Here is a 14,872-nt window from a genome sequence, read left to right as displayed (position 1 = left end):
CGTCTGGGCGGCTGCTTCTGATCTGGCTGTCCGAACCATGCAAGTACGCAAACCGTTTTTTTCTGCTTTGACTTTTGTTTATGCCTAACTGGCTTCTTCCCGAAAACATCGCCGATGTCTTGCCCTCCGAAGCGCGCAAGATCGAGGAACTGCGCCGGCGCCTGCTCGACAATTTCCGCCTCTATGGCTATGAAATGGTCATGCCGCCGCTGCTGGAGTACCTCGAATCGCTGCTCACCGGTGCCGGCCAGGATACCGACCTGCGCACCTTCAAGCTGGTCGACCAGCTCTCCGGCCGCACCCTGGGCGTACGCGCCGACATGACCACGCAAGTGGCGCGCATCGACGCCCACCTGCTCAATCGCGCCTCGGTCACCCGCCTGTGCTATGCCGGCAGCGTCCTGCATACGCGCCCGACGGGCTTGCACGCTACCCGCGAACCGATCCAGATCGGTGCCGAGATCTATGGCCATGCAGGTATCGAAGCCGACGCCGAGATCCAGGAACTGGCCCTCAATTCGCTGGCCCTGGCCGGCATGCGCACCATCCGCCTGGACCTGTGCCACGTTGGTGTGCTGCGCGCCATCATTGCCAACGATGCCGCGGCCAAGCGCGACGAAGCCCAGCTCTTCGGCCTGCTGCAGGCCAAGGATGTGCCGGGCTTGAAGGAAATCACCACCTCCTACCAGGAAGGTACCCGTACCGCCTTGCTGGCGCTGCCCAACCTGTATGGCGACATTTCGGTCATCGCGCGCGCTCGTATCACCTTGCCGGCGCTGCCGGGCATCGGCCAGGCGCTCGACGAGCTGCAGGCCCTGGTGGAACTGGCGGCTGGCCATGAAGGCGCGGCTGTCACCATCGATCTGGCCGACCTGCGCGGCTATCATTACCACAGCGGCGTGATGTTCTCCGCCTATGTGCCGGGCCTGCCCAATGCGGTGGTGCGCGGCGGCCGCTACGACCATGTGGGTGAAGCCTTCGGCCGTGCGCGGCCGGCCACCGGCTTCTCCTTGGACCTGCGTGAACTGGCACGACTGATGCCGGGCGCAGAACGAAAACGCGCCATCCTCGCCCCTTGGGGCAGGGACGCCGGTCTGCGTGAGAAAATAGCGCAATTGCGGCAAGCGGGAGAGATCGTGATCCAAAGCCTTCCCGGCCACGAAAACGATCAGGACGAATTCGATTGCGATCGCGCACTCGATTTCAGCAATGGAAACTGGATTATCAAAAACTTGGGTTGAGTCATGTTACAGAACAGCAATGCAAAGAATGTCGTCGTCATCGGTACGCAATGGGGCGACGAAGGTAAGGGCAAGATCGTCGATTGGCTGACCGATCACGCCCAGGGCGTGGTGCGTTTCCAGGGCGGCCACAATGCCGGCCACACGCTGGTCATCGGCGGCAAGAAGACTGCGCTGCAACTGATTCCCTCGGGCATCATGCGCGAAGGCGTGGCTTGCTACATCGGTAACGGCGTGGTGCTGTCGGTGCCCGACCTGCTGCGCGAAATCGACAAGCTCGAAGCCGCCGGCGTGGAAGTCTGCTCGCGCCTGAAGGTCTCGGACGCCTGTCCGCTGATCCTGCCGTATCACGTGGCGCTGGATGTGGCGCGTGAAGCGGCCCGTGGCGTGGACAAGATCGGCACCACCGGCAAGGGCATCGGCCCGGCCTACGAAGACAAGGTGGCCCGTCGCGCCATCCGCGTGGCTGACCTGCTCAACGAAAAGCGCTTTGCCGAAAAGCTGCTGGCCAACCTGGACTACCACAACTTCGTCCTGACCCACTACCTGAAGACCCAGCCGGTGGACTACCAGAAGACCCTGGACGATGCCCTGGCCAACGTGCCGCGCATCAAGCCCATGGTGACCGATGTCTCCAGCGACCTGTACGCCATCCACAAGGCCGGCGGCAAGATCCTGTTCGAAGGCGCCCAAGGCAGCCTGCTGGATGTGGACCATGGCACCTATCCGTTCGTCACCTCCAGCAACTGCGTGGCCGGCAACGCCGCCGCCGGTGCGGGCGTGGGTCCGGGCATGTTGCACTACATCATGGGCATCACCAAGGCCTACACCACCCGCGTCGGTTCGGGCCCGTTCCCGGCTGAACTGCCGACGGACGCCGGCACCGGCAAGCACCTGGCGTCGGTCGGCCATGAATTCGGTACCGTCACCGGCCGTGCGCGCCGTTGCGGCTGGTTCGATGCCGCCTTGCTGAAGCGCTCGGTGCAGATCAATGGCGTCTCCGGCATGTGCCTGACCAAGCTGGACGTGCTCGATGGCCTGGAGTCGTTGAAGCTGTGCACCGGCTACAAGCTCAACGGCAAGACCGTGGACATCTTCCCGGTCGGCGCTGAAGAAGCCGCTGCCTGCGAGCCGATCTACGAAGAAATGCCTGGCTGGTCCGAGACCACCGTCGGCGCCAAGACGCTGGACGCTCTGCCGGCCAACGCCCGCGCTTACATCAAGCGCATCGAGGAACTGGTGGGCGTGCCCATCGACATGATCTCCACCGGCCCGGACCGCGAAGAGACCATCGTCCTGCGCCATCCGTTCAAGTAATTCACCACGCAATCGCCCGCAAGGGCACAAGGCACTACGAAGCAATCAACAATATGAAGATCTCTGACGACAAAGACCTCTGGGTCTCCTGGGACGACTACAACCGCCTGATCGAACGACTGGCATTGAAGGTCTACGAATCCGGCTACCAGTTCGACCAGGTGCTGTGCCTGGCGCGCGGCGGCCTGCGCCCGGGTGACGTGATGTCGCGCATTTTCGATGTCCCGCTGGCCATTCTCTCGACCAGCTCCTACCGGGAAGCTGCCGGCACCATCCGCAGCTCCCTGGACATCGCCAAGTACATCACCATCACCAAGGGAACCCTGGGTGGCCGCATCCTGCTGGTGGACGACCTGGTCGATTCCGGCGTCACCCTGCAGAAGGTGATGGTCCACCTGAAGGAACATTACCCGTCCGTCACCGAGATCAAGAGTGCCGTTCTTTGGTGGAAGGCCTGCTCGGTCGTGGAGCCCGATTTCCACATCGACTACCTGCCGACCAACCCCTGGATTCACCAGCCGTTCGAAGAATATGACGGCCTGGGCCCGCATCAGCTGGCGGCCTGGATCAAGAAGGGTGCCTGATCGTTCGCTTTGGTTTGATTGAAGCTGATGTCAGACGTGAAAAGAGCTTGCCGCGGCAAGCTCTTTTTTTCGTCTGTTGATGACCGGTGCAACGCTTCAGGACCACGGAATGATCTTGCGTTCCTTGAAGGTGTCGAAGAGTTGATAGAACATCTGCTCCGTCTCCACATACTCGTGAAAGCCCAGGCGCCGGGCCTTGCTGCCATCGCCGAACATGTCGTAGTCCCACGAGAACACGAAGTCGGCAAATTCCCATGCCGACAGTGAAGCATAAGGATGCTGCTTCAAGCCATGTGCTGTGACGATCCTTTCCCACAACGGCGCCTTGTCCGCCATTACCTCGGCCAGTTTCAGCGGCAGCGGCGTGCCCACTTCCATGCCGAAATAACGGGCGATCTTCGGCCACATCTCGCTCCAGCGGAACAGGTCGCCATTGCCTATGTTGAAGGCCTGGTTGGCAGCCGCTTCGGTGGTGGCGGCCCATACGGTGCCCTTGGCCAGCAGGCGGGCATCAGTCATTTCGACCAGCTTGTCGTAGGCCCCTGGCTTGCCGGGAAAGCGCAGCGGCAGCCCCAGCGCCTTGCTCATGCAGGCATACAGCGCAATGGCCAGCGCCAGGTTCATCGGATTGCCCAGGGCAGCGCCGCCCACGACCGCCGGACGCGGTGCCGACCAGCTCCAGCAGCGGCCTGACTCGACGCGCCGCTGTTCCAGCCAGCGCTGCTGGTCGAACATGAACTCCGGCGGCATGAACTGCGCATCGCTTTCGCGCGCCGGCGTCTTGAAGGGGCCAAGATGGCCGCCATAGACCTTGTAGCCCTGCATCAGGCTGATATGGCGCAAGCCGGGCGCGTGGGCTTCCACCGTCTGCACCGTGTTCTGCAGCATGGCCAGGTTGGGGGCCACCAGTTCGCTCCAGCTGGGGCGATGCTGATAGGCCGCATAGAACACGTGGGTGACGTGTTCCAGCGGGGCTAGCTGGCGTTTGGCATCGCTGGCATCGAGCAGATCCACGGAAACGTGGCGCAGTCGGTCCTGCTTGCGGTGCTCGCCACCACGGCGCGACAGGCCGATGACCTCCCACTGCGGCAGGGACAGCAGGTGCGCGATCAGCTGGCTGCCGATCACGCCGTGGGCTCCCACTACCAGGGCGGTCTGGCGCTGCGGCGGGGAAGTGCTTGGGGTCTGGGTCATGGCGGGCTCCGTCAATCAGATGGGGGTGGTCCGTTCGGTGCGGGCCAGGGCGGCCGGTCGTGCATCCATCTTCCAGCTCACCAGGGCCACGGCAATCCCCGCCAGCGGCAGCAGCGCCGCCACGTAAGGCACTGCATGCAGGCCCGGGCCATGATCGATGGTCACGCCACCCAGCCAGGCACCCGCAGCATTGCCCAGGTTGAAGGCCGCGATATTGGCCGATGAGGCCAGGTTGGGCGCACCGGTCGCCTTTTCCAGCACGCGCATTTGCAGCGGCGGCACGGTGGCGAAGGCCGCCATGCCCATCAGGCCCACGCCGATGATGGCGGCGATCTTGTTTTCATTGGTGAGCCCGAACAGCACCAGTACCACCGCCAGCAGCACCAAGCTGCCCAGCAGGGTGGCCATGAGCTTGCGGTCAGCCAGCTTGCCGCCGGCCAGGTTGCCGATCACCAGTCCCAGGCCGAACAGCAGCAGGATGGGCGAGACCGCCGACGCCGGGAAACCGCTGATGTCGGTCAGGATCGGAGCGATGTAGGTGAAGGCCGCGAACACGCCGCCAAAGCCCAACACCGTCATCAACAGCCCCAGCATGACCTGCGGACGCATGAGCACGCGCACTTCCTTGCCGAAGTCGGCTTCTTCACCGCCTTGCGAGCGCGGCACCAGCACGGCGGTCGCAGCCAGCGCGATCACGCCGATGACGGTGACGGCCCAGAAGGTGGCGCGCCAGCCATAACTCTGACCCAGCCAGGTGCCGAAGGGCACGCCCAGCACGTTGGCCACCGTCAGGCCAGTAAACATCAGGGCGATGGCCGAGGCCTGCTTCTCCTTGGGGACCAGGCTGGTGGCCACCACCGAGCCGACACCGAAGAAGGCACCATGGGCGAAGGAGGCCACCACGCGCCCGATCATCAGCGTGGCATAGCCCGGCGCGATGGCGCAGGCCAGGTTGCCGATGACGAAGACCACCATCAAGGCGATCAGCAAGGTCTTGCGCGGCAGGCGTCCGGTGGTGGCCGTGACCAGCGGGGCGCCCACGAACACGCCCAGCGCATAACCGGTTACCAGCAGACCGGCCGAAGAGAGGCTCACGCCCAGATTGTTCGCCACCTCGGGCAGCAGACCCATGATGACGAACTCGGTAGTCCCGATGGCGAATGCGCTAATGGTCAGCGCCCAAAGTGCAATTGGCATGGCAATCCTTCCAGAATGAGGAGTAATGAGGGTTTCCGGCTGCCGAACCCGAAATGGAGTCGCAGCGATGTGAAGGATTGTGCGCGCACTCTTTGTTGAGAAAAATGCCGTTACAATCAAAGAATATTTGATCCGGAGTCAACAATGAGTATTCAGTCCGAGGAATTGCGGACCTTCGTTGCGGTGGTGGAGGCGGGCACGCTCTCAGCCGCAGCCGAAGTGCTGGAGCAGACCACGTCCGGGGTGAGCCGCGCGCTGTCGCGGCTGGAGGAGAAGCTGGGCGCGAGCCTGCTGACCCGCACCACGCGCCGCATGGAGCTGACCGAAGAGGGCGAGGCCTTCCTCGAGCAGGCGCGCGCCATCCTGGCCGCCATGGAGCAGGCCGAAGACACGGTGCGCATGCGCACGCGCAAGCCGGTCGGGAAGTTGCGCGTGGATGCGGCCGTACCTTTCATGCTGCACTGTGTGGTGCCGCATGTGGGCGCTTTCCGCGCCGCCTATCCGGAGATCGAACTGGAGCTGACCACCAATGACCGCTTCATCGACCTGGTGGAGCAGCGTGCCGACATCGCCATCCGCATCGGCGAGCTGCAGGATTCCACCCTGCATGCGCGGCCGCTGAGCTCGGCGCGCCTGAACATCGTGGCCAGTCCCGAGTACCTGGCCCGCCATGGCGCGCCGGAGTCGGTGGAAGCGCTGGAACAGCACCAGCTGATCGGCTTTTCCCAGCCCGACAGCCTCAATCACTGGCCGCTGCGCCACACCGCAGGAGACCGCTACCAGGTGCGTCCGGCGATTCGCGCCTCCAGCGGCGAGACCATTCGTCACCTGGCGCTGCAGGGGCAGGGCATTGCCTGCCTGTCCGACTTCATGACCGCGGCCGACCTGGCGGCAGGCCGCCTGGTGCGCCTGCTGGATCAATACGATAGCGGCTTCCGTCAAAAGATCTCGGCGGTGTACTACCACAACACCCAGCTATCGCGCCGGATCAGCTGTTTTCTGGATTTTTTGCAATGCAAGCTGTAAATCGGAAACGTTTTGCCGTTATTCCAGTCTGAGCGCCAGCACTGCCGCAAGGGGAAGGATCCTGTGGCTGTCATCACGACAAGATTGATCCGGAGAGAACAAGATGAAGCAAACGGAAAACGCCATGGCCACAGGCCGTCCATCGATCGCGGCGATGTGCCGCGCACCGCTGCAAGGGCTGCTGCTGGCCGGGGCGGCCTTGCTCAGCCTCGGCACGGTCACGGCGCTCACTGCACCGGCTGCGCATGCGGCCAATGCCAGCGTGCTGTCCTTTTCGCCGCAGGGCGAAGTGCAGCGCATCCGCCAGGTGCGGGCGCGCTTCTCGGAATCCATGGTCAAGTTTGGCGACCCCAAGGCGGCCTCGCCCTTCGATGCCGATTGCGCCATCAGCGGCACGGCACGCTGGGCTGATGACAAGAACTGGGTCTACGACTTCGAACGCGACCTGCCACCCGGTACCCGCTGCAGTTTCAATTTGCGTGCGGATGCCCGTTCCGTCGCCGGCAACACGGTCAGCGGCAAGACGCGCTTCCAGTTCAGTACCGGCGGCCCGGCGGTGAGCCGCGTCGAACCCTACAGCGGCGCACAGATTGCGGAAGACCAGGCCTTCATCCTGTTCCAGAACGGGCCGGCCACCGAGGCTACGGTTCGCGACCACCTGTATTGCGAAGCCGAAGGCATCAATGAGCGCATCCCCACCAAGGCCGTCGGCGACGCTGATCGCAAGGCCTTGCTGCAGCAGTTCGCCAAGGGCTCGGACCCGGCGTCGGTCACCATCGTGCAGTGCCAGCAGCGCCTGCCCAACGAGGCGCACGTGAAGCTGGTCTGGGATCGTGGCATTGCCCCTGCCAATGCGCCTGCCATCGTGACCTCCAAGCCGCAGGTCTTCAATTTCCAGGTGCGCAGCGAATTCGCCGCCAGCCTCTCGTGCCAGCGCGAGAACGCCAACGCTGCCTGCTCGCCCATCCTGCCGGTCACCTTGTCGTTCTCGGCCCCGGTGCCGCGCAAGCTGGCCGAGCAGGTGGTGATGAATGCCACCACCGGCAAGATCAAGCCCACACTGGAAGGCGACAAGGACGAAGCCGTGCGAGAGCTGCGCTTCAAGCCGCCGTTCCCGGAGAAATCCGACTTCACCATCAGCCTGCCTTCCGGCTTCAAGGATGAAGATGGGCGCACCTTGGCCAATGCAGGAGCCTTCCCGTTGAAATCGGCGCTGGCGGATTTCCCGCCGCTGGCCAAATTCCCGGCCGCCCCCTTTGGCATCATCGAGCTCAACGCTGATCCCACACTGCCGGTCACCCTGCGCCGAGTGGAAGCCGGGCTGCTGGTACGCGGCAAGGACGGCCGCGCCATGCCCGGCCAGGTCGCGGATCTGAAAGTGGATGGCGACAAGGCCGTCATCGCCTGGCTCACGCGCCTGAACAAGTATCACGAGAAGTGGGGCGATCCGAAGAAGGTGGATACGCGCAGCGTCAGCCTGCTGGCCAAGGAACCCGGTGCGAAGAAACTCGATCTGCCTGCACAGAAGGACGCCAAGGAGGGCGAATGGCCCTTTGAAGTGATCGGCATTCCCCTGAAGGATCCGGGCTTCTACGTGGTCGAACTGGAATCCCAGAAGCTGGGCGCGTCGCTGCTGGGCAAGCCGCAGCCGATGTATGTGCGCACCAGCGCGCTGGTGACCAACCTGTCGGTGCACGTCAAGCTGGGCCGCGCCAATGGCGCCGTCTGGGTAACCCGGCTGGACGATGCCAAACCGGTAGCCGATGCCGAGATCCGCGTCTCCAATTGCGACGGCACCCAGCTCTGGCAGGGCAAGACCAACGCCAGCGGCGTGGCCATGATGCCGGTGCTGGAAGATGCCTGCGTGAACCGCGGCTACAGCGCGGAGAACGCCGACAAGATCAGCGGCCTCTTCGTGAGCGCGCGCAAGACCGATGAGAAGGGCCGCCAGGACATGGCCTTTGCGCTGACCTCGTGGAATGAAGGCATCGAATCCTGGCGCTTCAATTTGCCGACCGACATGGACAAGTCGGCCACCACACGCGCCACTACCATCTTCGACCGCACCCTGTTCCGCGCCGGGGAGACCGTCTCGATGAAGCACGTGATCCGCACCGAGACCATGCAAGGCTTCGGCCTCATGCGCAAGGAAGACCTGCCTACGCGGGTGCGCATCAGCCATCTCGGCAGCGGCCAGCAATACCAGTTCCCGCTGAACTGGCGCGGCAACAAGAGCGCCGAGACCAGCTTCACCCTGCCCAAGGAAGCCAAGCTGGGCAGCTACGAGGTTGTGCTCGACCAGGGCACGGTCGATCCCGCTGCCGGCAGCAATGCCAATGGCCAATCCGATGACGGCGACAATGAAGCAGGCTACGGCCGCGGCACCTACGTCACCGGCAGCTTCCGCGTGGAGGAATTCCGCCTGCCCCTGATGCAGGGGCGCATCACGCCACCCAAGGGCGCGCAAGTGGCCATCAAGGAGCTGCCGCTGGATCTGCAGCTGAACTACATCAATGGCGGTGCGGCTGCCAACCAGGCGGTGCGGGTGTCGTCGTTGTTGCGGTCACGTTCGGTCAACATCACGGGTTACGACGGTTTCTCCTTCGATGCGCCGCGTAATGACGATGACAGCAATGCTGATGACCAGAAGATCGTCGCCGACAAACTCGCCGTCACGCTCGACAAGAACGGTGCCGGCCGCGCCGTCATCGGCAAGCTGCCCGCGCTGCAACGCCCGCAGGAACTGCTCACCGAGATGACCTACAGCGACCCCAATGGCGAAGTGCAGACCATCTCCAACGTCACGCCCCTGTGGCCGTCGGCGGTGGTGGTGGGCCTGCGCACCGGCAACTGGGTCTCGGTGAAGAAGAAGCTCACGCTGACCGCCGTCACCCTCAATACCGCTGGCCAGCCGCAAGCTGGTGTGCCGGTGGAAATCCGTGGCCTGGCGCGCAAGACCAATTCGCACCGCAAGCGCATGGTCGGCGGCTTCTACGCCTATGAAAACGACGAGAGCAAGCAGGACCTCGGCAAGCTCTGCTCCGGCAAGAGCGACCAGCATGGCATGTTCAGCTGCGATACCGAATTGTCCGAAGCGGGCAATGTGGAATTGATCGCCAGCGCCAAGGATGGCAATGGCAATGCGGCTGCCGCCCGTTCCTCGGTGTGGGTCACCGGACGCGGCGAAGTCTGGTTCGATGGCGAGAACCAGGACCGCATCGACATCCTGCCCGAGAAAAAGAATTACCAGCCCGGCGAGACCGCCAACTTCCAGGTCCGCATGCCGTTCCGCTACGCTACCGCGCTGGTCGCGGTGGAGCGTGAAGGCGTGATCGATACGCGCGTGGTGCAGCTGTCCGGCCAGGATCCCACCATCAGCGTGCCGATGAAGGCCGAGTATGGTCCCAACGTGTATGTGTCGGTGTTGGCCGTGCGCGGCCGCATGCGCGAGGTGCCGTGGTATTCCTTCTTCATCTGGGGCTGGAAGGAACCGATCAACTGGTGGCATGAATTCCGCGAATACCAGGGACCGGGCCCCATCGTCGATCTCTCCAAACCGGCCTGGAAATTCGGCATCGCCGAAGTCAACGTGGGTGACGCGGGCCATCGTCTGCAAGTGGCCGTCAGCACCGACAAGCCGGCGTATCCCATCCGCGCCACGGCCAAGGTCCAAGTGCAAGTGAAACTGCCCAACGGCAAGCCCGCCGCCGGTGGTGAATTCGCCCTGGCCGCCGTCGATGAAGCCCTGCTGGAACTGCAGCCCAATGGCAGCTGGGATGTGCTGCGCGCCATGCTGCAACGTCGCAGCTACGGCGTCGAAACATCAACGGCCCAGATGCAGGTGGTTGGCAAGCGCCACTACGGCAAGAAGGCCACGCCCGCTGGCGGGGGCGGTGGCCGGGCGCCCACGCGTGAACTGTTCGATACCTTGCTGGTATGGAAGCCCAATGTCACGCTGGATGCCGAGGGCCGGGCACAGCTGGATGTGCCGCTCAATGATGCGCTGACTTCCTTCCGCATCGTCGCCATCGCCGAGAATGGCATCAGTGACTTCGGCACCGGCAGCATCAGCATTCGTTCCACGCAGGATGTGCAGGTCATCTCCGGCCTGCCGCCGCTGGTGCGCGAGGGCGACAACTTCAACGGCAGCGTCACCGTACGCAATACCACCACGCACGATATGACGATCAAGGTCGCCGCGCGTGCGCAAGGTGGTACGCCGGCGAGCACGCTGACTCTGCCGGAACGTGAGATGAAGATTGCAGCCGGACAGTCGGCCGAAGTCATGTGGCCGGTGCAGACGCCGGAAGGCATCAACCAGCTGGCCTGGGAAATCAGCGCCCAGGAGCAGGGCGGACAGAAAGCGCGAGACGCCATGAAGTTCACCCAGCGCGTCGTCCCGGCCGTGCCGGTCACGGTGCAGCAGGCCACGCTGTTCCAGCTGGACAAGAGTGCCGCCATCAACGTCGCGCGACCCGCCGACAGCCTGCCGGGACGCGGTGGCCTGGCGCTCTCGCTCAAGCCCAGCCTGGCCGGTGGCAGCGATGCGCTCACGCGTTACTTCGTCAACTATCCCTTCGCCTGCCTGGAGCAGAAGACATCCAAGGCCATCGGCCTGCGCGATGAAGCGGCATGGCAGAAGATCGTGGCCGACCTGCCGACCTATCTGGATGGCGATGGCCTGGCGTATTACTTCCCGCCCAGCGACAGTGGCGCGCGCCGCGGCAGCGATACGCTGACGGCCTATCTGCTGGCTGCCACCAACGAAGCCGGCTATGCCATCCCGCAAGGCAGCCGCGACAAGATGCTGGATGGTCTTGCGGCTTTTGTGGAGGGCAAGGTGATGCGCGATTTCTGGTCGCCGCAAAAGGATCTGGACGTGCGCAAGCTGGCCGCCCTGGAAGCGCTGTCGCGCTACAACCGTGTGCAACCCGCGATGCTGGGTTCGATCCAGATCAATCCCAACGTCTGGCCCACCTCGGGCCTGCTGGACTGGATCGGCATCCTGCAGCGCGTCTCTGCCATCCCCGATCGCGACAAGAAGCTGGAGCAGGCAGACCAGATCCTGCGTGCCCGCCTGAACTTCCAGGGTACGCGCATGGGCTTCTCCAATGAAGAGAGCGATTACTGGTGGTGGCTCATGAGCAGCGCCGATGCCAACGCCAACCGCCTGATCCTGCTGGAGCTGAACAACCCGGCCTGGCGCGAGGACATGCCGCGCCTGATCGCCGGTGCCATCGGCCGTCAGCAGCGCGGTCATTGGAGAACCACCACGGCCAACGTCTGGGGCAGCCTGGCGCTGGAGAAATTCGCGCGCAAGTTCGAATCCGAACCCGTCACCGGCACCACCCGTGCCACGCTGGAGCAGAACGGCACCAGCGCCGCCACCCAGAGCCTGGCCTGGAGCGGTGCTACCAACGGCGGCAAGCTGCAGCTGCCCTGGCCGGAAGGCAATGCGCAGGGTGGCAGCGTACGCCTGGCGCAAGAGGGCAACGGCAAGCCCTGGGTGACGTTGCAGAGCCTGGCTGCAGTCCCCTTGAAGCAGCCTTTTGCGGCCGGCTATCGCATCACCCGCAAGGTCGAGGCCATCGAGCAGAAGCAGGCCGGTGTATATACACGTGGCGACGTGCTGCGCGTGACGCTGGACATCGACGCGCAAGCCGAGATGACCTGGGTCGTGGTCAGTGATCCGGTGCCGGGCGGTGCGACCCTGCTGGGTTCCGGCCTGGGCCGCGACTCCGCCATCGCGCAGGGCAAGCAGGAGGCCCCGCGTGATCGTGGCATGGGCTGGCTGGCCTATGAAGAGCGCAGCTTCGAAGCCTACCGCGCGTATTACGAGGCCATGCCCAAGGGCCGCACCAGCATCAGCTACACGGTGCGCCTGAACAATGCGGGTGAATTCAATCTGCCGCCCACGCGGGTGGAAGCGATGTATGCGCCGGAAATGTTCGGTGAAGTCCCCAATGGCAAGCTGGTCGTGAAGGCGGCGCAGTGATGCGCTTGACCGCAGGCACCCTCCGGCCTGGCGCGCTGGTTTCGATCAGCGCGCTGGTGCTGGCTCTGCTGATGCCCACCGCAGCCAGTGCCGTGCCATCGTTCAGCGAAGTACAGCGCGACTTCCTGCCCTCGGAGGCCAGCCTGATGGACCGCAACGGCGAGCTGTTGCAGCGCATGCGCGTGAATATGGACGAGCGCAAATTGTCCTGGGTCAAACTGGAAGACGTATCCCCGGCGCTGCGGCATGCCCTGGTGGCCTCCGAGGACCGGCGTTTCTACCAGCACAGCGGCATCGACTGGAGCGCTGTAGCTGCCTCGGCCTGGGGCAACCTGTGGAATACGAAGACACGCGGTGCCTCCACCATCACGATGCAACTGGCGGGTTTGATCTATGACGATCTGCGCCGCAAGTCCGGCGTGCGTTCGCTCACGCAGAAAGTATCGCAGGCGTGGATTGCACAATCGCTGGAGCGCAACTGGCGCAAGGACCAGATCCTGGAAGCCTATCTCAACCTGGTAGCCTTCCGGGGCGAGCTGGTAGGCGTGCATGCGCTGTCGCGCGTGATGTTCGGCAAGCATCCGAGCGGACTCGACCAGGGCGAGGCGGCCATCGCGGTCGCGTTGATCCGTGCGCCCAATGCGACGCCGCGCCGCGTGACCGAACGCGCCTGCGCCATTCTCAAGGAAGAGGGCGCAGGCGAGCAGTGCAGCGGCATGGATGGCCGCACCGAGCTGGCGTTGGCGCGCGTGTCCGCCAAGCGTGATTTGCCGGGGACGAGCGATTCACCGCAGCTGGCGCCGCATCTGGCCCGCAAGCTCTTGAATGCACCGGGGCAGCAATTGCGTTCCACGCTGGACGCGCCCTTGCAGCGCTTTGCCACGCAAGCCCTGCGTCATCAACTGGCCGGACTGGCCGAGCGCAACATCGAGGATGGTGCCGTCATCGTCATCGACAATGCCACCGGCGAGGTGCTGGCCTGGGTCGGTTCTAGCGGCCCGCTGTCGGCGGCGGCCAATGTGGATGGGGTGGTGGCGCAGCGGCAGGCGGGCTCGACGCTCAAGCCTTTCCTCTACGAACTGGCCATCGAAAAGAAATGGCTGACGGCCGCGTCCCTGCTGGATGATTCTCCGGTCAACCTGGCCACCTCGGCCGGGCTCTACATTCCGCAGAACTACGACAAGCAATACAAGGGACTGGTGAGCCTGCGCACGTCGCTGGGTTCCTCGCTCAATATCCCTGCGGTGCGCACGCTGGTGATGGTGACGCCCGAGCGCTTCTTCCGGCGCTTGCAGGCGCTAGGTTTCAACCTGCGCGAGAGCGGTGATTATTACGGCTACAGCCTCGCGCTGGGCAGCGCCGACATCACGCTGGCCAACCTGGCCAATGCCTATCGCGTGCTGGCCAATCAAGGCCGCTACACGCCCTTGCGCACCCGGCTCGATGAAGCGCGCACGCCAGCGCGTACCACGCAGGTGATGGACGCCGATGCCGCCTACATCGTCGGCGACATCCTCTCCGACCGCAGTGCGCGCGCGCGCACCTTCGGCCTGGAGAATGCGCTGTCCACCCGTATCTGGACGGCGGTCAAGACCGGTACTTCAAAGGACATGCGCGACAACTGGTGTGTCGGCTATTCCTCGCGTTATACCGTAGGGGTATGGGTCGGAAACGCTTCTGGCGCGCCGATGTGGGACGTGTCCGGCGTGACCGGTGCGGCACCGGTGTGGCAGGAGGTCATGCAATATCTGCATGAACGAGGCCGCAACGGCGGACGTGATGCGGGCAACGGCCCGCCCGCAAAACCGGCCGGCGTGGAGGCGCAGATGATCCGTTACGAGCAGGATGTGGAAGCAGCGCGCACCGAATATTTTTTACCGGGCACCGGCCAGGCCGAGATCCGCCTGGCGCATGCGCGCGATATTCGTCCCGCCATCACTTATCCCACCACAGGCATGCTCGCAGCGCTGGACCCCGATATCCCGCCGGCGCGTCAGCGCATCCGCTTCCGCGCTCAGGGCGCGCCTGCGGGCAGCCGCTGGATGCTCGATGGCAAGCTGATGCCGCAGGAGGTCATGCAGGCGGGCAGGGTACAGGCGCAGAAGGTGGCGGCCAACCTTACGGCCGCAGGGGAAGAAGCGTTGGACTTCGACTGGATGCCCTGGCCCGGCAAGCATGTGCTGGTGCTGCAGGACAAGCAGGGCAAGCTGCTCGATAGCGTGCGCTTCGAGGTCAGGGGGGCGGTAGTGCGCAATGAATCCAAGGCTGGTGGACCAGCGCGCAAATAATGCGTGCTGCAGGGCCCAGCACAGATCCCT

At 64.1% G+C, this 14,872-nt stretch carries 8 protein-coding genes; 6 read left to right on the top strand and 2 right to left on the bottom strand.

Translation table 11 applies throughout. From position 1 onward, the window contains the following. Positions 1-80 precede the first annotated feature (80 nt). The 3 genes from J2X56_RS06515 to J2X56_RS06505 are packed head-to-tail and all read left to right on the top strand — an operon-like array spanning position 81 to position 3,142. The gene (locus J2X56_RS06515) at positions 81-1,241 is read left to right on the top strand and encodes an ATP phosphoribosyltransferase regulatory subunit (RefSeq protein ID WP_209566876.1); all 1,161 of its coding nucleotides are present in this window, start codon (positions 81-83) and stop codon (positions 1,239-1,241) included. Positions 1,242-1,244: 3 nt separating this feature from the next. Next, positions 1,245-2,558, top strand: coding sequence for an adenylosuccinate synthase (locus J2X56_RS06510; protein WP_088753376.1), 1,314 nt, complete (start codon positions 1,245-1,247; stop codon positions 2,556-2,558). A 53-nt stretch (positions 2,559-2,611) separates the two neighbouring features. Beyond that, positions 2,612-3,142: a phosphoribosyltransferase gene (locus J2X56_RS06505; RefSeq protein ID WP_034332511.1), complete on the top strand. Its 531-nt coding sequence runs from the start codon at positions 2,612-2,614 to the stop codon at positions 3,140-3,142. A 96-nt stretch (positions 3,143-3,238) separates the two neighbouring features. Here J2X56_RS06505 and J2X56_RS06500 read toward each other — a convergent pair whose 3' ends face one another. Continuing rightward, complete coding sequence (locus tag J2X56_RS06500) at positions 3,239-4,336, bottom strand: SDR family oxidoreductase (RefSeq protein ID WP_209566873.1); 1,098 nt, start codon at positions 4,334-4,336, stop codon at positions 3,239-3,241. Between the two features lie 15 nt (positions 4,337-4,351). Then, the gene (locus tag J2X56_RS06495) at positions 4,352-5,533 is read right to left on the bottom strand and encodes an MFS transporter (RefSeq protein WP_209566871.1); all 1,182 of its coding nucleotides are present in this window, start codon (positions 5,531-5,533) and stop codon (positions 4,352-4,354) included. A gap of 144 nt (positions 5,534-5,677) precedes the next feature. Here J2X56_RS06495 and J2X56_RS06490 point away from each other — a divergent pair, with 144 nt between their 5' ends. The 3 genes from J2X56_RS06490 to pbpC all read left to right on the top strand — a co-directional run bounded on the left by J2X56_RS06490 (position 5,678) and on the right by pbpC (position 14,842). Beyond that, entirely contained in the window at positions 5,678-6,559 is an 882-nt protein-coding gene (locus J2X56_RS06490) for a LysR substrate-binding domain-containing protein (RefSeq protein ID WP_121041875.1), read from the top strand. A 103-nt stretch (positions 6,560-6,662) separates the two neighbouring features. Next, positions 6,663-12,554 (top strand): MG2 domain-containing protein, encoded by a 5,892-nt coding sequence (locus J2X56_RS06485; RefSeq protein WP_310159009.1) that lies wholly within the window; start codon positions 6,663-6,665, stop codon positions 12,552-12,554. Further along, positions 12,554-14,842, top strand: a complete 2,289-nt coding sequence (pbpC, locus tag J2X56_RS06480; protein WP_121041871.1) for a penicillin-binding protein 1C — start codon at positions 12,554-12,556, stop codon at positions 14,840-14,842. Before J2X56_RS06485 ends, pbpC begins: the two co-directional genes overlap by 1 nt. The last annotated feature ends 30 nt before the right edge of the window (positions 14,843-14,872 follow it).

The organism is Herbaspirillum sp. 1173 (genome assembly GCF_031455335.1).
Classification (GTDB): Bacteria; Pseudomonadota; Gammaproteobacteria; order Burkholderiales; family Burkholderiaceae_D; genus Herbaspirillum; species Herbaspirillum huttiense.
This window is presented reverse-complemented; position numbering and strand designations above follow the sequence as displayed.

What these genes read in the sequence shown, in the direction of transcription:
- J2X56_RS06490 (WP_121041875.1), top strand. Translation starts at nt 5,678, where the DNA reads ATGAGTATTCAGTCCGAGGAATTGCGGACCTTCGTTGCGGTGGTGGAG.
- J2X56_RS06505 (WP_034332511.1), top strand. Translation starts at nt 2,612, where the DNA reads ATGAAGATCTCTGACGACAAAGACCTCTGGGTCTCCTGGGACGACTAC.
- J2X56_RS06485 (WP_310159009.1), top strand. Translation starts at nt 6,663, where the DNA reads ATGAAGCAAACGGAAAACGCCATGGCCACAGGCCGTCCATCGATCGCG.
- J2X56_RS06500 (WP_209566873.1), bottom strand. Translation starts at nt 4,336, where the DNA reads ATGACCCAGACCCCAAGCACTTCCCCGCCGCAGCGCCAGACCGCCCTG.
- J2X56_RS06495 (WP_209566871.1), bottom strand. Translation starts at nt 5,533, where the DNA reads ATGCCAATTGCACTTTGGGCGCTGACCATTAGCGCATTCGCCATCGGG.
- J2X56_RS06510 (WP_088753376.1), top strand. Translation starts at nt 1,245, where the DNA reads ATGTTACAGAACAGCAATGCAAAGAATGTCGTCGTCATCGGTACGCAA.
- pbpC (WP_121041871.1), top strand. Translation starts at nt 12,554, where the DNA reads ATGCGCTTGACCGCAGGCACCCTCCGGCCTGGCGCGCTGGTTTCGATC.
- J2X56_RS06515 (WP_209566876.1), top strand. Translation starts at nt 81, where the DNA reads ATGCCTAACTGGCTTCTTCCCGAAAACATCGCCGATGTCTTGCCCTCC.